Annotated in this window: 20 protein-coding genes and 1 tRNA gene; 2 read left to right on the top strand and 19 right to left on the bottom strand. The window is 71.8% G+C overall.

What is annotated here, in order from left to right; all coding sequences use genetic code 11:
• Positions 1 to 314: 314 nt before the first annotated feature.
• The 12 genes from ADK54_RS25720 to ADK54_RS25775 all read right to left on the bottom strand — a co-directional run bounded on the left by ADK54_RS25720 (position 315) and on the right by ADK54_RS25775 (position 17,160).
• Positions 315 to 388, bottom strand: a tRNA-Thr gene (locus ADK54_RS25720).
• Between the two features lie 95 nt (positions 389 to 483).
• Entirely contained in the window at positions 484 to 2,043 is a 1,560-nt protein-coding gene (locus ADK54_RS25725) for an alpha/beta hydrolase (RefSeq protein ID WP_053728091.1), read from the bottom strand.
• A 121-nt stretch (positions 2,044 to 2,164) separates the two neighbouring features.
• Complete coding sequence (locus ADK54_RS25730) at positions 2,165 to 3,370, bottom strand: DNA polymerase III subunit delta' (RefSeq protein WP_053728092.1); 1,206 nt, start codon at positions 3,368 to 3,370, stop codon at positions 2,165 to 2,167.
• A gap of 288 nt (positions 3,371 to 3,658) precedes the next feature.
• Positions 3,659 to 6,877 carry a dTMP kinase gene (gene tmk / locus ADK54_RS25735; RefSeq protein ID WP_053728093.1) on the bottom strand — a complete coding sequence of 1,073 codons (3,219 nt, stop codon included), beginning with the start codon at positions 6,875 to 6,877 and terminating at the stop codon, positions 3,659 to 3,661.
• 140 nt (positions 6,878 to 7,017) lie between these two features.
• On the bottom strand, positions 7,018 to 9,840 hold the full coding sequence (gene topA, locus ADK54_RS25740; protein WP_053728094.1) for a type I DNA topoisomerase: 2,823 nt from the start codon (positions 9,838 to 9,840) through the stop codon (positions 7,018 to 7,020).
• A gap of 188 nt (positions 9,841 to 10,028) precedes the next feature.
• Entirely contained in the window at positions 10,029 to 10,244 is a 216-nt protein-coding gene (locus ADK54_RS25745) for a hypothetical protein (protein ID WP_234392203.1), read from the bottom strand.
• Positions 10,245 to 10,437: 193 nt separating this feature from the next.
• A complete protein-coding gene (locus tag ADK54_RS25750; protein WP_053728096.1) occupies positions 10,438 to 10,626 on the bottom strand; it encodes a hypothetical protein in 189 nt (62 codons plus the stop codon).
• Positions 10,627 to 11,186: 560 nt separating this feature from the next.
• Positions 11,187 to 12,686 (bottom strand): DUF7059 domain-containing protein, encoded by a 1,500-nt coding sequence (locus tag ADK54_RS25755; protein WP_078966615.1) that lies wholly within the window; start codon positions 12,684 to 12,686, stop codon positions 11,187 to 11,189.
• Positions 12,687 to 12,782: 96 nt separating this feature from the next.
• Complete coding sequence (locus tag ADK54_RS25760) at positions 12,783 to 13,430, bottom strand: hypothetical protein (RefSeq protein ID WP_053728097.1); 648 nt, start codon at positions 13,428 to 13,430, stop codon at positions 12,783 to 12,785.
• A 168-nt stretch (positions 13,431 to 13,598) separates the two neighbouring features.
• Positions 13,599 to 15,992: a sodium-translocating pyrophosphatase gene (locus tag ADK54_RS25765; protein WP_053728098.1), complete on the bottom strand. Its 2,394-nt coding sequence runs from the start codon at positions 15,990 to 15,992 to the stop codon at positions 13,599 to 13,601.
• 262 nt (positions 15,993 to 16,254) lie between these two features.
• The gene (locus ADK54_RS25770) at positions 16,255 to 16,701 is read right to left on the bottom strand and encodes an ATP-binding protein (protein ID WP_053728099.1); all 447 of its coding nucleotides are present in this window, start codon (positions 16,699 to 16,701) and stop codon (positions 16,255 to 16,257) included.
• 105 nt (positions 16,702 to 16,806) lie between these two features.
• Complete coding sequence (locus tag ADK54_RS25775) at positions 16,807 to 17,160, bottom strand: STAS domain-containing protein (protein ID WP_053728100.1); 354 nt, start codon at positions 17,158 to 17,160, stop codon at positions 16,807 to 16,809.
• Positions 17,161 to 17,239: 79 nt separating this feature from the next.
• Between ADK54_RS25775 and ADK54_RS25780 the strand changes: the two genes are divergently transcribed.
• Positions 17,240 to 19,717: a DEAD/DEAH box helicase gene (locus ADK54_RS25780; RefSeq protein ID WP_078966616.1), complete on the top strand. Its 2,478-nt coding sequence runs from the start codon at positions 17,240 to 17,242 to the stop codon at positions 19,715 to 19,717.
• On the opposite strand, the gene ADK54_RS25785 is transcribed toward ADK54_RS25780, so the two are convergent.
• From ADK54_RS25785 to ssd, 7 genes are all read right to left on the bottom strand, one after another.
• Positions 19,659 to 20,057 carry an Rv3654c family TadE-like protein gene (locus ADK54_RS25785; RefSeq protein ID WP_324610195.1) on the bottom strand — a complete coding sequence of 133 codons (399 nt, stop codon included), beginning with the start codon at positions 20,055 to 20,057 and terminating at the stop codon, positions 19,659 to 19,661. The two genes, ADK54_RS25780 and ADK54_RS25785, sit on opposite strands and share 59 nt — an antisense overlap.
• Before the next feature lie 53 nt (positions 20,058 to 20,110).
• The gene (locus tag ADK54_RS25790; RefSeq protein ID WP_324610194.1) at positions 20,111 to 20,422 is read right to left on the bottom strand and encodes a TadE family type IV pilus minor pilin; all 312 of its coding nucleotides are present in this window, start codon (positions 20,420 to 20,422) and stop codon (positions 20,111 to 20,113) included.
• Positions 20,423 to 20,474: 52 nt separating this feature from the next.
• Complete coding sequence (locus ADK54_RS25795) at positions 20,475 to 20,708, bottom strand: DUF4244 domain-containing protein (RefSeq protein WP_053728103.1); 234 nt, start codon at positions 20,706 to 20,708, stop codon at positions 20,475 to 20,477.
• 100 nt (positions 20,709 to 20,808) lie between these two features.
• Positions 20,809 to 21,603, bottom strand: a complete 795-nt coding sequence (locus tag ADK54_RS25800; protein ID WP_053728138.1) for a type II secretion system F family protein — start codon at positions 21,601 to 21,603, stop codon at positions 20,809 to 20,811.
• On the bottom strand, positions 21,600 to 22,439 hold the full coding sequence (locus ADK54_RS25805) for a type II secretion system F family protein (protein ID WP_053728139.1): 840 nt from the start codon (positions 22,437 to 22,439) through the stop codon (positions 21,600 to 21,602). The genes ADK54_RS25800 and ADK54_RS25805 overlap by 4 nt, the downstream gene beginning before the upstream one ends.
• 35 nt (positions 22,440 to 22,474) lie before the next feature.
• Positions 22,475 to 23,701, bottom strand: a complete 1,227-nt coding sequence (locus tag ADK54_RS25810) for a TadA family conjugal transfer-associated ATPase (protein ID WP_078966620.1) — start codon at positions 23,699 to 23,701, stop codon at positions 22,475 to 22,477.
• Entirely contained in the window at positions 23,698 to 24,801 is a 1,104-nt protein-coding gene (gene ssd / locus ADK54_RS25815; protein ID WP_159047900.1) for a septum site-determining protein Ssd, read from the bottom strand. The genes ADK54_RS25810 and ssd overlap by 4 nt, the downstream gene beginning before the upstream one ends.
• Positions 24,802 to 25,258: 457 nt before the next feature.
• Between ssd and ADK54_RS25820 the strand changes: the two genes are divergently transcribed.
• The gene (locus tag ADK54_RS25820; RefSeq protein ID WP_053728105.1) at positions 25,259 to 26,095 is read left to right on the top strand and encodes an HAD family hydrolase; all 837 of its coding nucleotides are present in this window, start codon (positions 25,259 to 25,261) and stop codon (positions 26,093 to 26,095) included.
• The last annotated feature ends 237 nt before the right edge of the window (positions 26,096 to 26,332 follow it).

Here is a 26,332-nt window from a genome sequence, read left to right on the forward strand (position 1 = left end):
TGGGGGGGGGGGGGGGGGGCCCGCGTATTTTCGCCCGGGGTGGGCAAGCGCTTCCAGGCCGGACCATCGCCACTCTCGCCGCTGTGGCCGCCCTGCCTCTGTTACCCCCAACACCGGCATAGACCACTGCCATCGGCACAACGCCCGTGGCGACCTTCGACACTGCCCGTTGGGCACGACGGGCCCGGCTCAGAAAGAAGCGCGCCGGCGTGAGGTGGCCGCCGCCGAAAGACCGTGCCCTTCACCCCGCCCCACCCACCCCGAAAAAAGCAAAAGCCCCAGGTCACGGCGAGTGAGTCCTGGGGCTTCCACAGAGCCGCCTTCGGGATTCGAACCCGAGACCTACGCATTACGAGTGCGTTGCTCTGGCCAACTGAGCTAAGGCGGCACCGCCCTGCGCACCATGGTGCGAGCAGCAGCGTCGCCAAGTCTACACAGTTTCTGGAGTGGTCCCGACCAGGGTCGGGGCGAGCTCGGTCGGGGCTATGAGCAGCGCTTTCCCTTCGGCGGCGGGGTGCCGTCGAGGAGGTAGGTGTTGATCGCGGTGTCGATGCAGTCGCTGCCGCGGCCGTACGCGGTGTGGCCGTCGCCCTCGTAGGTGAGGAGGGTGCCGGAGGAGAGCTGGGAGGCGAGGGACTGGGCCCACTTGTACGGGGTCGCCGGGTCGCGGGTGGTGCCGACGACCAGGATCGGGGCGGCGCCCTTCGCCTCGATGCGGTGCGGGGTGCCGGTTGCCTTGACGGGCCAGTACGTGCAGTTCAGGCCGGACCAGGCGAAGCCGTCGCCGAACACCGGGGAGGCCTGCTCGAAGGAGGGCAGCTGCGCCGTCACCTCGGCGGGGCCGGCGAAGGAGGGCGGCAGGTCCAGGCAGTTCACGGCGGCGTTGGCGAACATCAGGTTCGCGTACTTGCCGTTCGCGTCGCGCTCGTAGTACGAGTCCGCCAGGGCCAGCAGGCCCGCGCCGTCGCCCTTCATGGCGCGGGCCAGCGCGGTGCGCAGTTCGGGCCATGCGGCCTGGTCGTACATCGCGGCGATCACGCCCGTGGTGGCCAGGGACTCGCCGAGCTGTCGGCTCTGGCCGGTGGGAATCGGATTGGCGTCGGCGCCCTTGAAGAACTTCCGCAGGCGGTCCGAGGCGTCCTCGACGGAGTCGGAGCCCAGCGGGCAGTCCTTCTGCTTGATGCAGTCCGCGGCGAAGGACTGGAACGCCGTCTCGAAGCCCGCCGTCTGGTCGCGGTTCATGTCCAGGGAGGAGAGGGACGGGTCCATCGCACCGTCGAGGACCAGTCGGCCGGTGCGGGAGGGGAAGAGCTCCGCGTACGTCGCCCCGAGGAACGTGCCGTACGAGGCGCCGACGTAGTACAGCTTCTGGTCGCCGAGGACTCCCCTCAGAATGTCCATGTCACGGGCTGCCTCGACCGTGGAGACATGGGGCAGGACCTTGCCGGACTTGGCCTCGCAGCCGTTCGCGAAGTCCTTGAACGCCTTGGCCAGGGCGGCCTGTTCGGCCGGGTCGTCGGGGGTCTGGTCGACCTCCGTGTATGCGTCCATCTCCTTGCCCGTGAGGCATTCGACGGGTTCGCTGCGGGCCACGCCGCGCGGGTCCACGGCCACCATGTCGTAGCGGGCCCGCACCGGCGCGGGGTAGCCGATGCCCGCGTACGACTGGAGGTAGCCGACCGCCGAGCCGCCCGGGCCGCCCGGGTTGACCAGGAGCGATCCGATCCGCTTGCCGGGCCCAGTCGCCTTCACCCGGGCGACCGCCAGGTTGACCGACGGCCCGGCGGGTTTCGCGTAGTCGAGCGGCGCCTTCATCGTGGCGCACTCGAACTTCGCGACACCGCACGCCCGCCAGCTCAGCTTCTGCGTGTAGTACGGGGCGAGGCCCTCGCCCGTCGAGGCGTCGGCCGGGCCCGCCTTCGTCGCGGCCTGCGGGGACGCGGTCGCGGACGTGGACGAACTGCCCGACGAGCAGCCGGAGATGAGCAGGCCGGCCGTCGCGGCGGCGATGGCTGAAGTACGGAGCAGGCGCCTGGAGTCCATCTCCGGAGCGTATCCGCCTCGTGACGTGATGTATGCGGTGCGCGGCGGCGCGGCTCGTACGGGTGATCCCGTCAACCTCGTCCGCCCCGATTTCCCCCATGGTCGCTCACCTCTGCCGGTTTCAGCCCGCTCGCAGCGCGAGCGTCATCGCCTCCACCGCCAGGAGCGGGGCCACGTTGCGGTCCAGTGCCTCGCGGCACGCCAGGATCGACTCGATGCGGCGCAGGGTGCGCTCGGGGCCGGACGCGCGGGCGATCCGGTCCACCGCGTCCCGTACGTCCTCGTTGGCGATGGCCGACCTGGTGCCCAGTTGCAGGGTGAGGACGTCCCGGTAGAAGCCGGTCAGCTCGGTGAGCGCGAGGTCCAGGCTGTCGCGCTGCGTGCGGGTCTTGCGGCGCTTCTGCTTGTCCTCCAGCTCCTTCATCACCCCGGCGGTGCCGCGCGGCATGCGGCCGCCGGCGACCCCGCCCATCGCGGCCTTGAGCTCCTCGGTCTCCTTGACGTCGACCTCCTCGGCCACCTGCTTGGCGTCGTCCGCGGCGGTGTCGACCAGCTCCTGCGCGGCCTTGAGGCAGCCGCCCACGTCGTCGACCCGAAGCGGCACCTTCAAGACCGCGGCCCGCCGGGCCCGGGCCGAGGCGTCGGTGGCCAGGCGGCGGGCCCGGCCGATGTGGCCCTGGGTGGCGCGGGCCGCCGCGTACGCGGCCTCGGGCTCGATGCCGTCGCGCCGGATCAGCACGTCGGCGACCGCCTCGACCGGCGGCGTGCGCAGGGTGAGGTGGCGGCAGCGGGACTTGATGGTGGGCAGCACGTCCTCCAAGGAGGGTGCGCACAGCAGCCACACCGTGCGGGGGGCGGGCTCCTCCACGGCCTTGAGGACGGCGTTGGCGGCCTGCTCCGTGAACCGGTCGGCGTCCTCGATGATGATCACCTGCCAGCGGCCGCCGGACGGCGACATCTGGGCACCCCGCACCAGCTCGCGGGTCTGCTTGACGCCGATGGTGAGGCCCTCGGTGGTGATGACCGTGACATCGGCGTGCGTACCGATCAGAGCCGTATGGCATCCGTCGCAAAAGCCGCAGCCCGGTGCGCCACCGAGCGCGCGGTCGGGGCTGACGCACTGGAGAGCGGCAGCGAAAGCGCGGGCCGCGGTGGGGCAGCCCGAGCCGGGCGGGCCGGTGAACAGCCAGGCGTGCGTCATCTTCGACGCCTCGGGGCGCGGCTGGCCGGAACGCTCGGCGGTGACGAGCGCGTCGGCATCCCGGGCGGCGGCACCCAGCTGCTCCTGCACCCGCTCCTGGCCCACCAGGTCGTCCCATACGGCCATCGACTGCCCCTCCATACCTGCGGTCACTGCTGCGCCCCATTGTGCGCCACCCCACTGACAACGGACGCCGGCGGGCAAAACCCCCACAGGTCAGGAGAGTGCGGTGGCGCTCGGCGGTCCTGCGGCACTCAGAACTCTAGAAAATTCCGGCCCCCGAAACGATCGTGCTGGCACGCAACTTCCTCTGCGTGCCAGCACGAAGGCCAGGGCTCCGGCCTACCCCACCGGGGCGAGCCCGGCCCAGTGGATCTCGGGGCGAACCGGGGCGAACCGAGCGGTCCTATCCGGTCAGCGCCTGCGGCGGCCGCCGCGCGGGTTGTCGTCCTCGTCGTCGCGCGGGCCGAGCAGTTCGTCAGCGAGCGTCGGCAGGTCGTCCAGCGGGGTCTCCTCCGCCCAGTCCGAACGCGGGCGCTGGCGCTCCTGGCCCGTCTCCGGGTCGATCTGAGGCAGTTCACGCGTGCGCTCGTTGCCGCCGTCGCCCTGGTGCCCGGCCCCCCGCTCGTCGCGGAAGAGGCCCGGCGGCACCCGGTCCGCCGGATCGGCGTCGCGCACCGGTGGCAGCACCGCGGTCTCGTCGGCGGCCCGAGCATCGCGGCCGACGTTACGGCCCGCGTCCTGCACCGACGGCAGAACCGTCGTCTCATCGGCGTCGGAGGCACGACCGGACTTGGCACCCGCCCCACCCGCCGCATCCGGCTCGGCCACCGGCACCGGCTGGGTGACCTCGTTGGGCTCCGCGACCGGCACCGACTGGGTCACTTCATTCGGGCTGACCACCGGGGTCGCCACGGTGATCTCCGACTCCGAAACATCGGCGGAACGGGCCGAGCCGGACGAACCGGCGGAGCCGACCGCCCCGGACGCGCTCGCCGCAGCCGAACCGCCCTCCTTGGCAGCCGCCTCCGCCGCAGCGGCCACCGCCGCGGCCTCGGCCAGCCGACGCGCCTCCTCCGCGCGCAGCAACGCCTCCTCGGCCTTGCGCTGCTTCTCCAGGCGGCGCGCCTCCGCCTCGGCGCGCAGCCGGGCCTCGTCCTCCGCCTGCTTGCGCAGGCGTTCCTGCTCGGCCGCGCGCGCCTTCTCCTCGGCCTCGCGCCGTACGCGCTCTTCCTCGGCGAGCCGCCTGGCCTCCTCTGCCCGCTGCCGGGCCTCCTCCGCCTGGCGCTCCTCCTCACGCAGGCGCGCCTCTTCGAGCTCGCGCCGCTTGCGCTCTTCTTCTTCGGCGCGCAGCTTGGCCAGCTGCGCCTGGCGCTCGCGCTCCAGGCGCTCCTCCTCGGCCTTGCGCGCGGCCTCCTCCTCGGCGCGCTTGCGGGCCTCTTCCTCGGCCTTCTTGCGCGCCTCCTCCTGGGCCCTGACCTCGGCTTCGGAGAGCGGCAGCATCTGGTCGAGCCGGTGGCGTACGACCGTGGTGACGGCTTCCGGCTCCTGGCCGGCGTCGACCACGAGATAGCGCGAAGGGTCGGCGGCGGCCAGGGTGAGGAAGCCGGACCTCACTCGTCCGTGGAACTCCGGCGGCTCCGACTCCAGCCTGTCGGGCGCCTCCGTAAAGCGCTCGCGCGCCGTTTCGGGCGAAACATCGAGCAGAACGGTCAGATTCGGAACAAGTCCGCCAGTTGCCCACCGGTTGATTCGGGCAACTTCGGTCGGGGACAGATCACGACCGGCCCCCTGGTAAGCCACGGACGAGTCGATGTAGCGGTCCGAGATGACGATCGCGCCGCGCTCCAGGGCGGGGCGCACCAGCGAGTCGACGTGCTCCGCGCGGTCGGCCGCGTACAGCAGCGCCTCGGCGCGGTTGGAGAGGCCGGCCGACGACACGTCGAGCAGGATCGACCGCAGCCGCTTGCCCACCGGCGTCGCACCGGGCTCACGCGTCACGACGACCTCGTGGCCCTTGGCCCGGATCCACTCGGCGAGCGCCTCGGCTTGGGTGGACTTGCCGGCCCCGTCGCCGCCCTCCAGGGCGATGAAGAAGCCGGTCGCGGCGGGTGCCTGGACCGGGTCGGCGCCGCGGACCGCGTCGGCCAGGTCGCGCCGCAGCGGCACGCCCTGGCGGTCGTCGGCCTTGGCGAGCACGACCGCGGCCATGGGCAGGAGCAGCGCGCCCACCAGCATCAGCGTGAATCCGGCGCCGCCATGCGCGAAGACGAACGAGCCCGACTCGACGCGGTGGCTGCCGATGGCCGCGGCGAGCAGCGGCGCGACGATGGCGCCGAGCCCTATCGAGACCCGTACGACCGCCTGGAGGTGCTCGGCGGTGCGAGCCCTGCGGTACTCCTCGGTCTCCTGGTCGATCAGTACGTGCCCGGTGTTCGCGGCGACACCGGCGGCGACGCCCGCGATCAGCGCGATGAGCAGCACGGTCGCCAGGTCCGGCACCAGGCCTATGGCGAGCAGCGAGATGCCGGTGACGGCGATCGCCAGGGAGAGCAGGCGGCGCCGGGAGAGCACCGGAAGGATCTTGGCGGCGGTACGGATGCCGAGCACCGTGCCACCGGTCAGGGTGAGGATCAGGAGGGCGAACGCGGCCGGGCCACCGCCCAGGTCGACGGCGTGCAGCACGGCGACCGAGGCGGCCGCGGCGATGGCGGCCGTGATGGCGGCGCAGGCGAGCACGAGCAGCGGGACCGCGCCGGTACGTCCCCTGTCGGGGCCGTTTCCGGTGCTGGGCCTGCGCAGCCCCTCCAGCGGAGAACGGGCCCGCGGCGTCGGGGTGTCGGGCAGTTCGAGCAGGGCGACCACGGAGATCGACGCGGCGAAGAGCCCGGCGGCGAGGTAGGAGCCGAGCGCGGCCTGGTGCAGCTTGAACCAGTCGATGCCCGTTCCGAGCAGATTGCTCACGAGGGCCGCGACGAGCAGGGCGGCGGCGCCCAGCGGGATCGCCACGAAGGTCGTACGCAGCGAGAGCCTGCGCAGCGCGTCCAGGTGGTCCGGCAGCGGCCGGACGGCGGCCCCCTCCAAAGGAGGCGCGGGCAGCAGCGCGGGCGCCGCGCTCTCCTTGGCGACCGTCCAGAACCGTTCGGCGACTCCCGCGAGGAACGCGGTGACGAGGATGAGGAGCAGGGCGTTGGCCGGCGTCCAGTCGATCCACAGCGGGGCGACGATCAGCAGCGCGGCCCGTACGCCGTCGGCGCCGACCATCGTCCAGCGCCGGTCGAGCGGCCCGTTCGGCGCGGTGAGCGCGGAGACCGGGCCAAGGAGCGCGGCCCCGAAGAGCACCGTCGCGAACACCCGGGCACCGAGCACCGCGGCGACGGCGAACGCCGCCCCCCGGTATCCGCCCCCGAAGGACTGCTGCTCCACCGCGGCCTGCAACGCCAGCAGCAGCGTGACGAGTACGGCGAGCGCGTCGCCGATCCCGCCCACCAGCTGTGCGCTCCACAACCGCCGCAGCGAAGGGATGCGCAGCAGGGCGCGTACGGCCCGCTCACGTGAGTCTGCGGCTAGGGCGTCGGAGATGGGGCTCACGACTCCTTCAGAGCTTGGGGGATGCTCGGCTCCTCGCGTCATCCGCCCAGCCTATCCGGAGCGCAGCGATCCTCGCGGGGGTGCCCGAACATATGGACGGACGAAGCGACTCGGGCTCCACCGGGGCTCAACGCGGAACGGGGGGCCGGGGCGTGTGCCCCGGCCCCCCGTCAACCGTCGGACTACTCCGAAGCCGTGGCCTTCTTGGCCGCGGTCTTCTTCGCCGGAGCCTTCTTCGCCGCGGTCGTCTTGGACGCCGCGGTCTTCTTGGCGGCCGCCGTCTTCTTGGCCGGAGCCTTCTTCGCGGCGGTCTTCTTGGCGGGGGCCTTCTTCGCCGTCTTCTTGGCCGGGCCCTTGGCGCGCTTCTCGGCGAGCAGCTCGAAGCCGCGCTCCGGCGTGATCTCCTCGACGCTGTCGGCGGTCCGCAGCGTCGCGTTGGTCTCGCCGTCGGTGACGTACGGGCCGAAGCGGCCGTCCTTCACCACGACCGGCTTCTCGCTGACCGGGTCGACGCCGAGCTCCTTGAGCGGCGGCTTGGCGGCGGCGCGGCCACGCTGCTTGGGCTGGGCGTAGATCGCCAGTGCCTCTTCGAGCGTGATGGAGAAGAGCTGGTCCTCGGTCTCCAGGGAGCGCGAGTCGGTGCCCTTCTTCAGGTACGGCCCGTAGCGCCCGTTCTGCGCGGTGATCTCGACACCCTCGGCGTCCGCGCCGACCACGCGCGGCAGCGACATGAGCTTGAGGGCGTCGTCCAGCGTGACCGTGTCGAGGGACATCGATTTGAAGAGCGAGGCGGTCCGCGGCTTGACCGCGTTCTTGCCGGTCTTCGGCGTGCCCTCGGGCAGGATCTCGGTGACGTACGGGCCGTAACGCCCGTCCTTGGCGACGATCTGGTGGCCACTGACCGGGTCCGCGCCCAGCTCGAAGTCGCCGCTCGGCTTGGCGAGCAGCTCCTCCGCGTACTCGACGGTCAGCTCGTCGGGCGCCAGGTCGTCCTGGACGTCCGCGCGCTGGTGGCCCTCGGAGTCCTTCTCACCGCGCTCCACGTACGGGCCGTAGCGACCGACGCGCAGCACGATGCCCTCGCCGACGGGGAACGAGGAGATCTCGCGGGCGTCGATCGCGCCGAGGTCGGTCACGAGCTCCTTGAGCCCGCCGAGGTGGTCCCCGTCGCCGTTTCCGGCGGCCGAGGCGGAGCCGCCCGTCGCCGCGTCGCCCTCACCGAAGTAGAAGCGCTTCAGCCACGGCACCGCCTGGGCCTCGCCCCGCGCGATGCGGTCGAGGTCGTCCTCCATCTTGGCGGTGAAGTCGTAGTCGACGAGCCGGCCGAAGTGCTTCTCCAGGAGGTTGACCACGGCGAAGCTCAGGAACGACGGAACGAGCGCCGTGCCCTTCTTGAACACGTACCCGCGGTCCAGGATCGTGCCGATGATCGAGGCGTACGTCGAAGGACGCCCGATCTCGCGCTCTTCCAGCTCCTTGACCAGCGAGGCCTCGGTGTAGCGGGCCGGCGGCTTGGTCGCGTGGCCGTCCACCGAGATCTCCTCGGACGACAGCGCGTCGCCCTCGGCCACCTGCGGCAGCCGGCGCTCGCGGTCGTCGAGCTCGGCGTTCGGGTCGTCCGCGCCCTCGACGTACGCCTTCATGAAGCCGTGGAAGGTGATCGTCTTGCCGGACGCGGTGAACTCGGCCTGCCGGCCGTCGCTCGCCCGCCCCGCGATCTTCACGGTCACCGAGTTGCCGACCGCGTCCTTCATCTGGGAGGCGACGGTGCGCTTCCAGATCAGCTCGTAGAGCCGGAACTGGTCGCCGGTCAGGCCGGTCTCGGCCGGGGTGCGGAAACGATCACCCGAAGGGCGGATCGCCTCGTGCGCCTCCTGCGCGTTCTTGACCTTCCCGGCGTACGTACGCGGCTTGTCCGGCAGGTAGTCGGCGCCGTACAGCTGCGTCACCTGGGCCCGGGCGGCCGCGATGGCCGTGTCGGACAGCGTCGTGGAGTCCGTACGCATATAGGTGATGAAGCCGTTCTCGTACAGCTTCTGGGCGACCTGCATGGTCGCCTTGGCACCGAAGCCCAGCTTGCGCGAGGCCTCCTGCTGGAGCGTCGTCGTACGGAACGGGGCGTACGGCGAGCGGCGGTAGGGCTTGGACTCCACCGAGCGCACGGCGAAGGAGGAGTCGGCAAGCGCTGCGGCCAGGGCCCGCGCGTTCGCCTCGTCCAGGTGTAGGACGTCGCTCTTGAGTTGTCCGTCGGGACCGAAGTCGCGACCCTGCGCCACGCGCCGGCCGTCGACCGTGTTGAGCCGTGCCACCAGCGTGGACGGGTCGGAGGCGTCGCCCGCCCGGCCGGTGGAGAACGTCCCGGTCAGGTCCCAGTACTCAGCAGAACGAAACGCGATGCGCTCGCGTTCCCGCTCCACGACGAGTCGAGTGGCCACCGACTGGACGCGCCCGGCGGACAGCCGCGGCATGACCTTCTTCCACAGGACCGGCGAGACCTCGTAGCCGTAGAGGCGGTCGAGGATGCGGCGGGTCTCCTGGGCGTCGACCATGCGCTGGTTCAGCTCGCGCGGGTTGGCGACGGCGTCCCGGATCGCGTCCTTGGTGATCTCGTGGAAGACCATCCGGTGGACCGGGACCTTGGGCTTCAGAACTTCCTGCAGGTGCCACGCGATGGCTTCGCCCTCGCGGTCCTCATCGGTGGCGAGGAAGAGTTCGTCGGATTCGGCAAGGAGCTCCTTGAGCTTCCTGACCTGGGCCTTCTTGTCGGCGTTGACGACGTAGATCGGCTGGAAGTCGTGCTCGACGTCCACTCCGAGACGGCGCACCTCGCCGGTGTACTTCTCGGGCACCTCGGCGGCGCCGTTCGGCAGGTCGCGGATGTGCCCGACGCTCGCCTCGACGACATAACCGGGGCCGAGGTAGCCCTTGATCGTCTTCGCCTTGGCAGGAGACTCGACGATGACGAGTCGGCGGCCGCCCTTTGCGGTCTCGCTGGTCGGGGACAACTTCGCTCTTCTCTCCGGTCGGCACTCGGGTGTCAGTACATGACGCTGCGGAGTGTGACGGTACAACCCGCCCCCGTGTCAAACAGCAAAAGCCCGCAGCGGCCACTCGAACGGTAACCCGACTTACCGCGATCCTGCCGCCCGGACCGTCCCGAAGCCTTCCGAAAAGCGTTTCATCCCCTTTCGGACTAGATACGGGCGAAGCACCAGAGGCCGAGGAGCAGGAAGGCGGCGCCGAAGGCGCTCGCGAGCACGGCCGAGGCGACCGGCGAGACCCCGTGCGCGACCGGCGTGCGGCGGCGCACGCAGGATGCCGTCCACAGCAGCAGAGCGCCCCCGAACAGCACGAACACCGTTCCCGCGAAGACCGCCGGCCCCGCCTCGGTCCCACCCATTGCGTTCATGGGCGCGATCCTGGTCACCACGCGGCACCCCCGGGCAGAGCCGGGGCCGCATTCCGGAGAACGCCGGGTGAACGGTCACCCGATCATGCACATTTCAGCCAGATCCCCCTCTCCTGAGAACCCGTCGAGGCGTCGCACGTCACAGGGGCGTCGAGCGTCACATCGCATCGAACGCGGCCCGCCGCCCGCCGCCTCACTCGAAGACGGTCGGCAGCCCCGCCGTGAGCAGGGCATATCCCACGGCGACAGCCCATTCCGCACCGCCCCGGGCCCAGGCGATGACCCCTCCGTCCGCCAGGCGTCGGGCCGCGTCCGCCGCGCGCGTCAGCGGCAGTCCGTCACCCGTCGTACGCAGCCACCCCGGCAGCGCCTGCTGGAGCACGCTCGCTCCGGTGAGCAGTGGGGCGGAACCGCCCCCTCCTCGCGCCCGCGCGGCCCGGCCAGGGCGGGCTCCCCTTGGCGCGCGGCACCGGCCCGGCGAGCAGCGCGTCGATGCCCCCGGCCGTGAACATCCGGGCCCTGACCAGGACTTCGTCCTTGATGAGCCGTCGCGGCGCCGGCCACTCATCGGCCAACGCGCCGTCCCGATACGCCTGGTGGCGTGCGCGAGCACCGCACGCGCACCTGCGGATCCTTTCGGCAGGGACAGACCGATAGGAACGGACCAGCGCATCGTCGCCCACGCCGGGGTGATGCTCGGCGATCTGCCGGCGTACCGCCTCCGGAAGCGGCTCCCGCAGCGCGGGCCACCTTCTTTAGCGGCGTCGTCCCGATCGGGCGGGGCAGGACTAAGTCCCGGAAGTTCAAAGGCTGTCGGCGATCCGGGGCTACCGGCTACCGCACCCGCCACAGCGGGCCGGCGACTATTCGCGTCGCCCCCGGCGCCGCCCCGTCCAGCTCGGTCCCGATCACTCGGCCCCCTCCCGCCCCTCCCTCATCGGGTTACTCCCCCACCGGCTCCAGGAAACCCTGCTCGACCAGGAGCCGGATGGCGTCCGGCGTACGGTCCCGCAGCCGGACCGGGTCCTCGTCGATCAGCTGGGCGATCGCGTCCAGGATCCGGCCCGCCGGCAGCTGCCCGTCGCAGACGCCCGCGAACCCGGCGCCCACCGTGTCCACCTTGGTGGCCCGGCGCATGCCGCGGTTCTGCCGCAGCACCACGTGCTCCGGGTCCTCGGCGCCCGGCAGCCCCACCTGCTCCTGCACCACCTCGTCGGCGAGGCGGAACCGGTCGGCGAGCAGCGCCGCGTCGTCGTGCCGGCGCAGATAGTCCTGCCGCTCGAAGTGCGCGTGCACCGCATCGCCGAGCGGCTGCTCGACCGGGTGCGGCCACTCCTCGGCCACGATGGACGGCTGCTCGCTGTCCGTGCGGCGCAGGGTGATCCAGCCGAAGCCGACGGCCCTGGTCTTGCGCGCCTCGAACTCGTCCAGCCACGCCTCGTAGCGCTCCGCGTACCGGGCCGGGTCGGTGTGGTGGTCCCCGGCGTCGCGCAGCCACAGCTCGGCGTACTGGGTGATGTCCTGGACCTCGCGCTGCACGATCCAGGCGTCGCAGCCGCGGGGGACCCAGGAGCGGAGCCGGTCCTGCCACTCCTCGCCCTCGACGTGCTGCCAGTTGGCCAGGAACTGGGCGTACCCGCCGGGGTTGAGTCGCTCCCCCGCCTGCTGAACGAGCGTGCGGCACAGATCGTCCCCGCCCATCCCGCCGTCCCGGTAGGTCAGCCGGGCACCGGGCGAGATCACGAACGGCGGGTTGGACACGATCAGGTCGTACGTCTCCTCGCCCACCGGCTCGTACAGCGAGCCCGTCCGCAGCTCGGCTTCCGGCGCCCCGGACAGCGCGAGGGTGAGCCGGGTGAAGTCGAGCGCGCGCGGGTTCAGGTCGGTGGCGGTGACGCGGGTGGCGTGCTGCGCGGCGTGCAGCGCCTGGATTCCGGAGCCGGTGCCGAGGTCGAGGGCCGAGCCCACGGGCAGCCGGACCGTGATGCCGGCCAGCGTCGTGGAGGCGCCGCCGACGCCGAGCACCATGGCCTCGTCACGCCCGCTCGCCCCGCCCGCGCCGCCGACCGCGCAGCCCAGGTCGGAGACGATGAACCAGTCCTGGCCCTCGGGCCCGCCATAGGGCCGCACGTCCACCGTGGCCCGCACCTCGTCGCCCTCGCGGACCGCCCAGCCGTCCGCGAGGGCCTCCTCCAGCGGCAGGGCCGCGCGGGCGCTCTCGTACGGAACGGGCTGCTGGAGCAGGAAGAGCCGCACCAGCGTGTCGAGTGGCGCCCGCCCGCGGGTGGCGCGCAGGGCGGGGACGGTCTCGCTGCGAGCCAGCGCGGCGTACGCGGGAGCGCCGAGCAGGTCGAGCAGGCCGTCGGCGGTGAAGGCGGCGGCGAGCAGGGCGTCACGCAGGCGGGCTGCGTGATCGGGCGCGGGAAGACTGGTCGTACTCACCCGGCCATTGTGGCCGCTGCCACTGACAATCACCCCATCACGGCCGTGGCCCGGCCCCCGTTGGGGGTCCGGGCCACGATCGAGGGCACATGCGGGTTACGACTTCGGGGTGCCCGAGGCCGAGCCGGAAGGCGATGCGGAGCCCGAGGGCGACGCGGCCGGTGCGCCCGCGCCCGACGCCGAGGGCGCGGGGGAGGACGGCGTCTGCTTCTGGCAGCCGGGCTGCTTCTGCATGGCCTTGCCGATGTCGCCGGACTCCAGCTTCTTCAGGGAGGCGTCACCCGTCGAGCTGATCTTGCCGAGCTCGGTCGCGATGTCCTCCAGGCCCTTGGCGAACGCCGCCTGGTCGCCGGCGTTGAGCGCGTCGACCTTCTTCTTGAGGTTCGCGTACGACACGGAGGAGGCGTTCAATTCCTTGACGGCCTCCTGCTGGGTGGTGGCGCCGTCCTTGACCGGCGGAGCTCCGGCCTTGTCGACGGCCGCGCCCAGCGCCTTGTAGGCGTCCGAGATCTGCTGGAAGGCGGCCGAGTCGGTCTTCTGCACGTCGGCCGGCTTGCTGTCGTCACGCGTCTGCGCCTGGATGGCGGCGTTCGCGTCGGTGATCTTCTTGAACTGGGGCTGGGCCGTGTTGCAGAAGGTCTTCGCCCAGTCGTCGACCTTCTTGTTGGAGTCGTCGCTGCAGCCCGACAACGTCAGCATCAGTACCGCACCGCCGGACAGTGCGGCCGCAAGCTTCTTGTTCACCGGTTTGGTCCCTTCCAAGGCTCTCGGCCCCGGAACATACACGCCAAGTGGGCGACAAACGCTTGCCGTCCGTGCAGTCTGCCCCCTATTGAAGCCATTTGCACCAAGCAGAACGGGCAGACGGTGTGTCAAACCCCACCGTCCGCCCGTCCCTTGCTGCACGTACGGCTACGAAACCACCGCCGGGTCCGCCGACTTCGCGACCCGCTCGTTGTTGCCGTCGTCACCCACGGCCACGCCGCGCCGCTTCGAGACGTACACCGCGCCGACGATGACGATGATGGCGAGCGCCGCCACGATCCCTCGTACGGCCGGGTTCGCATCGCCTCCGTAGGAGAACTTCACGATGGCCGGCGCGATCAGGAGTGCCACCAGGTTCATCACCTTGAGCAGCGGGTTGATCGCGGGGCCCGCGGTGTCCTTGAAGGGGTCGCCGACGGTGTCGCCGATGACGGTGGCGGCGTGGGCCTCGCTGCCCTTGCCGCCGAAGTGGCCGTCCTCGACCAGCTTCTTGGCGTTGTCCCAGGCGCCGCCCGAGTTGGCGAGGAAGACCGCCATCAGCGTGCCGGTGCCGATCGCGCCCGCGAGGTAGGAGCCGAGGGCTCCGACACCGAGGGTGAAGCCGACCGCGATGGGCGCGAGCACCGCGAGCAGGCCGGGGGTTGCCAGCTCGCGGAGCGCGTCCTTCGTGCAGATGTCGACGACTCGCCCGTACTCCGGCTGCTCGGTGTAGTCCATGATCCCCGGGTGCTCGCGGAACTGCCGCCGCACCTCGAAGACCACCGAACCGGCCGACCGGGACACGGCGTTGATCGCGAGCCCCGAGAAGAGGAAGACGACCGCCGCGCCCAGCATCAGCCCGACCAGGTTGTTGGGCTGTGAGATGTCCATGCTCAAGGTGAGCTCGGTCGCCTTGGCGTGGACGTCGTTGACGGCCGTCCCGATGGCGTCCTTGAAGGAGCCGTAGAGCGCCGCTGCCGCGAGTACGGCGGTGGCGATCGCGATGCCCTTGGTGATGGCCTTGGTGGTGTTGCCCACGGCGTCCAGGTCGGTGAGCACCTGGGCGCCCGCTCCCTGGACGTCGCCGGACATCTCCGCGATGCCCTGGGCGTTGTCGGAGACCGGGCCGAACGTGTCCATGGCGACGATCACGCCGACCGTGGTGAGCAGACCGGTGCCGGCCAGCGCCACCGCGAACAGCGCGAGCATGACCGAGGTGCCGCCGAGCAGGAAGGCCCCGTACACGCCGAGACCGATCAACAGGGCGGTGTAGACGGCCGATTCGAGCCCGATGGAGATACCGGCCAGGACGACCGTGGCGGGCCCGGTGAGCGATGACTTGCCGATGTCCCGGACGGGACGCCGGGTCGTCTCGGTGAAGTACCCCGTCAGCTGCTGGATCAGCGCGGCGAGCACGATGCCGATGGCGACGGCGACGAGCGCGAGGATCCGCGGGTCGCCGTTGTGGGTCTTGATCACGTCGTCCGTGACGCCGTTCAACTTGGCGTACGAGGACGGCAGGTAGACGTAGACCGCGACGGCCACCAGGGCCAGCGAGATCACCGCGGAGATGAAGAAACCGCGGTTGATGGCCGACATTCCGCTGCGGTCGGCGCGCCGCGGGGCGACCGCGAAGATGCCGATCATCGCGGTGACCACGCCGATCGCCGGGACGATCAGCGGGAAGGCGAGGCCCGAGTCGCCGAACGCCGCCTTGCCGAGGATCAGCGCCGCGACCAGGGTCACGGCGTACGACTCGAACAGGTCGGCCGCCATGCCGGCGCAGTCGCCGACGTTGTCGCCCACGTTGTCCGCGATGGTGGCGGCGTTGCGCGGGTCGTCCTCGGGGATGCCCTGTTCGACCTTGCCGACCAGGTCGGCGCCGACGTCGGCCGCCTTGGTGAAGATGCCGCCGCCGACACGCATGAACATCGCGATCAGGGCCGCACCGAGGCCGAAGCCCTCCAGGACCTTGGGCGCGTCGGCCGCGTACACGAGCACGACGACCGAGGCGCCGAGCAGGCCGAGGCCCACCGTGAACATGCCGACGACGCCGCCGGTACGAAAAGCGATCTTCATGGCCTTGTGGGAGACCGTGGTGAGATCTTTTTCGGGTTCGCCTTCCGCGGGAGTCGCCTCTCGGGCGGCTGCCGCGACGCGCACATTCGCGCGCACGGCGAGACGCATCCCGATGTATCCCGTCGTCGCCGAGAAGACGGCGCCGATCAGGAAGAACACGGAACGGCCTACGCGCTGCGACCAGTTGTCGGACGGCAGCAGGAACAGCAGGAAGAACACCACGACGGCGAAGACGCCGAGGGTGCGCAACTGCCGGGTCAGATAGGCATTTGCGCCTTCCTGAACGGCGGCCGCGATCTTCTTCATCGAATCGGTGCCCTCGCCGGCCGCGAGGACCTGGCGCACCAGCAATTGCGCCACGATCAGGGCCGCCAGCGCGACAGCCGCGATGACGATCACGATCAGCCGGTTGCCGTCGGTCAGGACCGCGGCAGCTAGGGATGTGGGGTGGTCGAGTTCCGTTGGGTTGAAGAGCCCCGCCATTCGTCCTCCTTGACGCTCAGAGCTCAAGATGTGGACGGATTGTAGGTAGCGGAACACGATCAAAACAGGGCGCCGCAAATGGAATTGACCTTCATCGGCTCATCAGAGAGAGATCCGGTCACGAGAAAGCCCCCGAAAGCGGTAATGGGGCAAACGCATTGACGCTTGATCGGCGATCTAGGTACGGGACCCCGAAATCTGGCTCAAGAAATGAAAAAGGCCCTGCTCAGCAGGGCCCGTCCCAATATCGAAAAGAAGTGGATCAGGGAAGCAACGTGGCCGGTGTGGTGGGCCAGCTCATCCGGATGACACCACCGGACTCGCCGGAGGTGACCTCCACATCGTCCACAAGCCCACTGATGACAGCGAGGCCCATTTCGTCCTCCGCGCCGTCGTCGAGCTCGTCGTCGGGGGCCGATCCGCGCACCCCCGGCACCGCCGAAGCGCCGCCGCCCGACCCCGGCACCTCGTCGCCGACCTCAATGGAGAACAGCTTCTCCTCCTCGGTCAGGACGACGCGGACAGGGGCATCGATGCCGTGCGAGCGGTGCAGCCCCACAGCACGGCTGCACGCCTCGCCGACGGCGAGTCTGACCTCGTCGAGCACTGCCTCGTCGACCCCGGCCCGGCGCGCCACGGCGGCCGCCACCAGACGGGCCGTCCTGACATGCTCGGGCTGGGCACTGAAACGGAGTTCAACGGTGGCCATTGGCGATCCCCCTCGAACGTACGGGCGTACATCTCAGGGGCCCCGGGCCAAAGTGCCGCCCGGCGCCCCTGTCCTTCCTCCGGAGCCGTCCGCGGACGGCCACCGTCAGTCGGTCGCGTTGACGGCCTCGTCGACCGAGCCGTGGATCGGGAACACCTTGGTGAGCCCGGTGATCCGGAAGATCTTCAAAATGCGCTCCTGGTTGCAGACCAGGCGCAGCGAGCCCTCGTGCGCGCGCACGCGCTTGAGCCCACCGACGAGCACACCCAGGCCGGTGGAGTCGAGGAAGTCCACGCCCTCCATGTCGACAACCAGGTGGTAGCTGCCGTCGTTCACCAACTCGACCAACTGCTCGCGCAGCTTGGGCGCGGTATACACATCAATCTCGCCACCGACCTCGACGACCGTACGGTCGCCACCAGGGCCGGACACATTGCGAGTCGACAGGGACAGGTCCACGGATCCTCCAGCACCTTGCTATCGAGCGGCCGCCCCCTGAGTCTCCCCGGCGGAGCCAGAGAACGGATCGCCAGCCGCGATGGCATTCAATCACTTACCAGCAGCCATGCACGACGCCTTGGGACCATTGTCCGCTACGCCAGTGACACACTCGGTGCCGATGGCCAGGAATCACCGCCCCAGAACACCCGCCGACAGCACGGGTGAACGACCCGACCCCGGCACGGTCCTCGACCGGCTCGCCGCAGGGGCCGACCGGGCTGCGCGCATCACTCATACGGAGCACTTGCCCCCGCGTGCGGGCCGTCATGCAGTCTGGCCGCACCTCATCCGCCCGGAAGTGATCAACGCCATTCAGGACGCCGGCGTCGAGCACCCCTGGGCCCATCAGGCCGCCGCCGCCGAGCACGCCCTGAACGGCGAGTCGGTCGTGATCGCCACCGGCACCGCCTCCGGCAAGTCGCTGGCCTACCTGGCACCCGTCCTCAGCACGCTCCTGGACGGCTCCGAGGCCCCCAACGGCCGCGGCGCGACCGCCCTCTACCTCGCCCCGACCAAGGCCCTGGCCGCCGATCAGCGCCGCTCGGTGAAGGCCCTCGCGGCCCCGCTGGGCAACGCGATCCGGCCCGCCGTGTACGACGGCGACACCCCGGTCGAGGAACGCGAATGGGTACGCCAGTACGCCAATTACGTCCTCACCAATCCGGACATGCTGCACCTGGGCATCCTGCCCTCCCACCCCAGGTGGGCCTCCTTCCTGCGCGCCCTGCGCTATGTCGTCATCGACGAGTGCCACACCTACCGCGGCGTCTTCGGCTCCCACGTCGCCCAGGTCCTGCGCCGCCTTCGCCGCCTGTGCGCCCGCTACGGCGCCGACCCGGTGTTCCTGCTCGCCTCCGCCACGGCCGCCGAGCCCGCCCTGGCCGCGGGCCGCCTGACCGGCCTGCCCGTCGTCGAGGTCGCCGACGACGCCTCCCCGCGCGGCGAGCTGGTCTTTGCCCTGTGGGAGCCCCCGCTCACCGAGCTGGCCGGCGAGAAGGGCGCCCCGGTGCGCCGCACCGCCATCGCCGAGACCGCCGACCTCCTCACCGACCTGGCCGTGCAGGGGGTCCGCACGGTCGCCTTCGTCCGCTCCCGGCGCGGCGCCGAACTCATCTCCGTCATCACCCAGGAGCGCCTGTACGAGGTCGACCGGACCCTCGCCCGGCGCGTCGCGGCCTACCGGGGCGGCTACCTGCCCGAGGAGCGCCGTGCCCTGGAGCAGGCCCTGCACTCCGGCGAGCTCCTGGGCCTGGCCGCCACCACCGCCCTGGAACTCGGCATCGACGTCTCCGGCCTCGACGCCGTACTGATCGCGGGCTACCCGGGCACCCGGGCCTCGCTGTGGCAGCAGGCGGGCCGGGCCGGGCGCTCGGGCCAGGGCGCCCTGGCCGTTCTGATCGCCCGCGACGACCCGCTGGACACCTACCTCGTCCACCACCCCGAGGCGCTGTTCCAGCAGCCCGTCGAGTCCACCGTGCTCGACCCGGACAACCCGTACGTCCTGGCCCCCCATCTGTGTGCGGCGGCGGCCGAACTCCCGCTCACCGAGGCCGACCTGGAGCTGTTCGGCCCCGCGAGCCCTGAGCTCATGCCGCAGCTGGAGCAGGCGGGCCTGCTCCGACGCCGCAGCAACGGATGGTTCTGGACCCGCCGCGAGCGGGCCGCCGACCTCACCGACATCCGGGGCGGTGGCGGCCGCCCGGTCCAGATCGTCGAGGCCTCGACGGGACGGCTGCTCGGCACGGTCGACGCGTCCGCCGCCCACACCACCGTCCACGACGGCGCCGTCCACCTCCACCAGGGCCGTACGTACCTGGTGAAGCACCTGGACCTGGAGGACTCCGCCGCCCTCGTCGAGGAGGCGAGCCCGCCCTATTCGACCGTCGCCAGGGACACCACCTCCATCTCCGTCCTGTCCACCGACACCGAGATCCCGTGGGGAGCCGGCCGCCTCTGCTACGGCTCCGTCGAGGTCACCAACCAGGTCGTCTCCTTCCTGCGCCGCAAACTGATCACCGGCGAGGTGCTTGGCGAGACGAAGCTCGACCTGCCGCCCCGCACCCTGCGCACCCGGGCCGTGTGGTGGACGGTCACCGAGGACCAGCTCGACGCCGCCCGCATCAACCCGGAGATCCTCGGCGGCGCCCTGCACGCCGCCGAGCACGCCTCCATCGGGATGCTGCCGCTCTTCGCCACCTGCGACCGCTGGGACATCGGGGGCGTCTCCGTCCCGCTGCACCCGGACACCCTGCTGCCCACGGTCTTCGTGTACGACGGGAACCCGGGCGGCGCCGGATTCGCCGAGCGCGCCTTCCACACCGCCGCGCGCTGGCTGACCGCGACCCGCGAGGCGATCGCGTCCTGCGAGTGCGAGGCCGGCTGCCCGTCCTGCATCCAGTCGCCCAAGTGCGGCAACGGCAACGACCCCCTGCACAAGCGGGGCGCCGTCCGCCTCCTCACGGAACTGCTGCGGGAAGCCCCGGAACAGCCGGGGACGGCCCCGCCCGGGCCCTGACGCTCGGCGCGTACGGGCCGAACCTCGCCCGCACCCGTACGTCCGCGATCTCTCCGGCCACCGTGCAGCGCACCAGCTCCGCGCCCTGGGCCCGGGCCACCTCGACGGCCTTGGCGCAGGCGTCCGGCGAGCCCCACAGGGCCCGGTCGGCCGCCGCGAGCGCGGCCAGGTCGGCGGCCCCGCCGGCCCGGTGCCGGGCGGCCACCGCCTGGCCGAGGCACAGCACGGCCGCGAACACGGCACACATCGTGGCGGCCGTCAGCGCCACCCATACGGTGGCGGAGCCCCGGTCGGCACAACTCCGGCCCTGTGCACATCGGTCCAGCAGGGCCCGGCCCAGTCGTCGCGCGGGACCTCGCGCCCACCACTTCGTGAGACCTCGTAATCGCCGGTTCACGAGACCTCCCCCACCGTGTCCTCGGCCAGTGCCGCGGCCTCCGCGCTCAGCGTCATGGCCAGGTGGTGCGGCCCCGGCGTGGCGGACTCCACCCGGACCCGCCACAGCTCCCCGGTCCGCCACACCGTGACCACGGCACCCTTCGGCGCCGCCGACTTGGCCGCCGCCACCGCCACGGCCTCCGGCTCGGAACGGGCCACCGCGCGGGCCCCGGCCCTGGCCGCGTCCACGCAGCGGATCTCCGCCGAGGCCGCCGTCAGCGCCCAGAGCAGTGCCAGCGCGAAGCCCACCAGGGCCGGGATCGCCACAGCCGTCTCCGCCGTCACAAACCCCCGGTCTTTCCGCCACCGCCTGCGGCGCTCAGAACTGCACATCGAGCGCCCTGGTGATCAGCTGGGTCAGCGCCGACACGACCCCGCCGCTGGTGACGACCTTGTACAGGATCGCCGCGAAGGCACAGGCCGCGAGGGTGCCCACGGCGTACTCGGAGGTCGTCATTCCGGCGTCCCCCCGCACCCTGCGCCGCAACGCAAGCCCCCAGAGCCGCATCCGCCGCTTCATCGCACCGGCTCGCTGATCGATTACCGCGTTCATGAATCCCAACTCCCTTGATTGGTACGTGTGTTGAGTGACATCCGTGTGGCGCCAGCGAGGCGCCTGAGCGGCTCGGCGAGGTGAACCGAGGTGAACCCCTTCACCGCCTGAGCAACCCGCCCGCAAGCCCGATCACCACCGGGGCAACCCCCGCCGCCAGGAAGGCCGGGAGGAAACAGAGGCCCAGTGGGCCGGTGATCAGCACGCCCGCGCGCCTGGCCCGGGCCGACGCCTCCCGGGTCCGTTCGGCCCGGCAGCGCTCGGCGACCCTCGCGACGGGGCCCGCGGCGGGAGCCCCCGACGAAGCGGCCCGCTCCAGGCAGCGAGCCAGTTCGGCCGCGCCCGGCATCGCCCCCAACCTCCCCCACGCATCGGCCGGTTCGCCGCCCATGCGCAGTTCGGCGGCAACCTGGCCGAGCCGGGCGCCGACGGGCCCCTCCAGAGAGCCCCCGACCGCCCCGGCCGCCTCGCGAGGCCCGGCCCCGGCCGCGAGACAGGCCGCCAACAGATCAGCGGCGAGCGGCAGTTCACGGGCCGCCGCCCGGCGCGCACCGTCCCCGTCCCCCCGAGCCCGGCGGCGCCGCCCCCAGACCCAGGCCCCGTACGCCGCCGCCAGGCCTGCCGGCACGCCCGCGACTCCGCCGACCAGCACACAGCCGACCGCCAGCACCCCCAGCGGCGTTCCCCACCGCTTGGCGCGGGCCGTCCACGCCGGGATCCAGTTCCGGCGCGAAGGCACGGTCAGCGCCTCAAGGGCCAGCAATGCGGCGATTCGGCGCCGCACCTTGCGCTCCTCCCTGCGCCGCGCCACCCCCAGCGCCGTCCACAGGGCGAGGGCGACCGCCCCCACCGCCACCCCCAGCCTGTGGACAACCTCCGGCGACCAGGGGCTCATCGCCCCTCCCCGGCCCGTACGATCCGCGCCGCCCACCACACCCCGGCAACCTCCAGGACCCCGGCCACCAGCAGGCACCCGAACCCGGCCGCGCTGTGCAGCAGCACCCGCAACGGGCTCGCGCCCATCGCCGTGCCGAGCACAAGCCCCAGCGCCGGCAGAAGCGCAAGCAACAGCACCGTGGTGCGCGGCCCCGCCAACTCGGAGCTCAGCGCGTCCTGTTGCTCCCGCTCCGCCCGCAACGCGCCCTCCAGGCGCTCCAGGCCGGAGGCGAGCCCCGCCCCGCCGTCCACCGCGACCTGCCAGCACGCGGCGACCCCGGCGAGCCCCTCGGCGCCCGGCTCCCTGGCCGCCTCCCGCAGCGCCCCGGGCACATCGCCGCCGAACTTCGCGGCGGCCACCACAAGGGCCGTCGCCGCGCCCAGGGCCGCCGTGTCCCGGGCGGCCGCGGCCAGCGCCTGGCCGGGCTGGCGGCCCGCTCGCAGCTCCCCCGCCAGCGCGGCGCACCAGGCGATCACCTCGTCGGCCCGCCGCGCCCTGGCCCGCTCGCGCTCCCGGGCCCGCAGCCGCCGCCCCACCAAGGGCACCGCCACCGCCCCGGCGACCAACGGCAGCACCGATCCGCCCAGGACGGCGAGCGCGAGCCCCAGCGGCAGACACAGCCACTCCATCCGCCACCGCGCCCGGCCCCGCACACCCTCGACCCACCGCCCGAGAGGCGACGCCCCGAATGCACCACCTCCGGCGACGCTTCCTGCTCCCGCGAACATCAGCCGGGCCCGCCGCACCCCCTGGTCCCGCCCGACCCACAGCCATGCGGCCGCCCCCGCGCACATCGCCGCCCAAGCGGGCAACCCCACCCGAAGATCCGTCACAACGCACCCCCGATCAGCGCCCGCAGCCGCTCCCAGCCCGAGTCGCGCACAAACCCCGCCACGCCCCACCGCAGCGCGGGCACCGTCACCACCAAGCCCGCCGCGTCCCGCTCCAGGACGCGCACCTCGGCGATCCGGCGCTGCCCGGCCCGGTCGCGTACGAGATGGACCACCACCGATAGCGCGGCCGCCAACTGGCTGTGCAGCGCGGCCCGGTCGAGCCCGGCCGCCGTGCCCAGCGCTTCGAGGCGCGCCGGTACATCGGCGGCGGAATTGGCATGAACCGTCCCACAACCTCCCTCATGGCCCGTGTTCAAAGCGCTCAGCAGATCGGTCACCTCGGCGCCCCGCACCTCGCCCACGACCAGCCGGTCCGGCCGCATCCGCAGGGCCTGGCGCACCAGGTCCCGCAGGGTCACCAGACCTGCGCCCTCCTGGTTGGCGGGCCGCGCTTCGAGGCGCACCACATGTGGATGGTCGGGCCTCAACTCGGCCGAATCCTCGGCCAGTACGATCCGTTCGCCCTTCCCGACCAGGCCGAGCAGGGTGGACAGGAGCGTGGTCTTTCCGGTGCCGGTGCCGCCGCTCACCAGGAACGACACCCGGGCTTCGATCAGCGCCCGCAGCAGTTGCTCGCCGTCGGGCGGCACCGTGCCCGCCGCGGCGAGTTCGGCCAGCGAGAACGCCCTCGGCCGCACCACGCGCAGCGCGAGGCAGGCCGAGCCGACGGCCACCGGCTCCAGGACGGCGTGCATCCGGGTCCCGTCCGGCAGCCGGGCGTCCACCCAGGGCCGGGCGTCGTCGAGCCGGCGTCCGGCCACCGCGGCGAGGCGCTGGGCGAGCCGGCGCACCGCTGCCGCGTCGACGAAGCGGACCCCGGTCAGTTCGAGCCCGCCACCCCGGTCCACCCACACCCGGTCGGGCGCGGAGACCAGCACGTCCGTGACCTCCGGATCGGCGAGCAGCGGCTCCAGCGGCCCGGTTCCGACCAGCTCGGAACGCAACTCCTCTGCCCCGCCGAGGACTTCGGCATCCCCGAGCAGCCGTCCCTGAGCGCGCAGCGCGGCTGCGACCCTGGCCGGGGTGGGCTCGGCCCCGCTCTCGGCGAGGCGCTGCCGCACGGCGTCGAGCAGAGGCGGCCCCGCGCCCCGTACGGGTGTCCCCCCACCGGCCGGCCCCAGCGCGCCCAGGGGCGGCCGCCCCACGTCCCGTACCGCGTTCATGACAGCGCTCCCCCGGCGCGGCCGCCGGCCAGCGCCTGGTCCCAGAAGGCCGCGCAGAATCTGGCCAGTGGCCCGCGTGGCGCGCTCCCCGGCGGCGCACCGCCCTCCTGGGCCTCCAGCAGGTCCGGCTCCACGGGGAGTTCGCCCGCGAGCGGCAGACCCAGCGCGCCGGCCACCCACTGCTCGTCGAGCCCGGACGCGTACGGCCCCCGTACCACCGCGCGCAGATCGCGCAGCACCATGCCGACGGAGGCGGCGACCCGGTTCGCCGCCGCCACCGCGCGCAGCTCGGCCGGGACCACCAGAAGGCCCAGGTCCAGCTGGGCGAGCGCCTCGACCACCGCGTCGTCGACCCGGCGCGGCAGGTCCACGACGACCACCCCGCCCCGGCGGCGGGCCGCCGCGAGCACCGCGCGCATCGCCTCCCCCGGGATCACCACCGAGTCCCCCCGGTCCCAGCTCAGCACCCTCAACTGATGCAGCCGCGGCAGCGATTCCTCCAGGGCGCCTCCGGCGACCCGTCCCCGCGAAGCGGCGAAATCCGGCCACCTGCGGCCATCGGCCTGCTCTCCGCCGAGCAGCACGTCGAGGCCGCCGCCGAGCGGGTCGCCGTCGATCAGCATGGTGCGCTGCCCGGAGCGTGCGGCGGTGACCGCGAGGGCGCAGGCCAGCGTCGAGGCCCCGGCGCCGCCCCGGCCGCCGATCACCCCGACGGTCAGGGCCGGGCGCCCCACGCCTTCGGCGGCGTCGGCGATCCGGTCGACGAGCCACGGTTCGGCGTCGGGCAGCCGCAGCACATGGTCCGCGCCGAGCTCGACGGCCGCCTGCCACACGCCGGGGTCGTCCTGGTCCCGGCCCACCAGGAGCACTCCGCGCCTGCGGGCCGAACCGAGCAGCCGGGGAGCGGCGTCGTCGCCGACCAGGATCAGTGGTGCGCTCTCCCAGCCGCCCCTGCGGTCGGGCACGCCGTGGCACACCTCGGGCTCGGTGCCGGCCGCGGCGCACAGCCGCAGCAGATCGTCGAGCAGTTCCTCGTCCTCGGTCACGATCAGCGGTCCGCCGCGCCGCCCCTCCGCGCCCGGCGGCCGGTCGGAAGCCATGACTCCGTCCACGATTTCCGCCCCCTCTCACTCCGATTCCTGCGTCCGCGTTCTTCGCGAACTTGAATCACCGTGGAGGGAGACTCGAAATAATGTGGATCTTGATCAAAATCTGTGGACAACTATCCGCGTTGTGAATATCCCGTTCACCTATACCAGTGACTTCCGGAGCGCAGCGCAACCACTACGCACAGTGACGAATCTCGGGTGTGGGACAGCGCCGGGCGCGGGGTGGAGAGAGGGGGACGACGATCGGATCCAAGGGCCGAAAACGCATCCGGACATGCGACGACCCCCGCCGGGGGGGAGAGCGGGGGTCGTCCCCACGGCCGACTCGGGGGGGGAGGAGTCGGACCGGGTTAGCACGGTCGCGAACGATCCGTGACTTCCATGGTGTACCCGAGAGCCTTCTCAGGCAAACCCACGCGCCTCAGCTTACGCCGAATGGTGGGCGCCTATGCTCGGGCTCGTGGAAAACCACTCGTTGCCGCGTACCGCCGCCTTCTTCGACTTGGACAAGACAGTCATTGCCAAGTCGTCGACGCTGACCTTCAGCAAGTCCTTCTATCAAGGAGGACTGATCAACCGCCGCGCCGTACTGCGCACTGCGTACGCGCAGTTCGTATTCCTCGCCGGTGGCGCCGACCACGATCAGATGGAGCGGATGCGCGAGTATCTGTCCGCCCTCTGCAAGGGCTGGAACGTACAGCAGGTCAAGGAGATCGTCGCCGAGACCCTGCACGATCTGATCGACCCGATCATCTACGACGAGGCCGCCTCGCTCATCGAGGAGCACCACGCCGCCGGCCGCGACGTGGTCATCGTGTCGACGTCCGGCGCCGAGGTCGTCGAGCCGATCGGCGAACTGCTCGGCGCGGACCGGGTGGTGGCCACCAGAATGGTGGTCGGCGACGACGGCTGCTTCACGGGGGACGTCGAGTACTACGCCTATGGGCCGACCAAGGCCGAGGCCGTCAAGGAGTTGGCCGAGTCCGAGGGATACGACCTGGCCCGCTGCTACGCCTACAGCGACTCGGCGACCGATGTCCCGATGCTGGAGTCGGTCGGCCACCCCTACGCCGTCAATCCGGACCGGGCGCTACGCCGCGAAGCGACCGCCCGGGAATGGCCGGTTCTCGTCTTCAATAAGCCGGTCAGCCTCAAGCAACGGCTGCCCGCCATCAAGATGCCGCCCCGCTCGGCGCTGCTGGTCGCGGCCGCGGTCGGCGCGGCCGCGGCGACCGCCGGTCTCGTCTGGTATGCCAGCCGCCGACGTGGCTGCGACTCTGCCTGAGGCGTCGCGCAAACCTGCTCGAAGGGCGCGCCTGTCGAGCACACATGAAAGCAGACGTCCGTTTCGCCCCTATTTGAACCTAAAAGTAAAGAACTGTGGTGAGGGGTTTCGCTTCTCGCCGTACGGGAGTAGAAAGGACTCAACGGCCCGCGAGACCTGGGACATCCGAGAGGATCACCTTCTACGCAATAAAGGCCCCACGGACCGAGCATGAACATCGAGCACCCACGCGACGTC

This window comes from Streptomyces sp. WM6378, assembly GCF_001279695.1.
Lineage (GTDB): Bacteria > Actinomycetota > Actinomycetes > Streptomycetales > Streptomycetaceae > Streptomyces.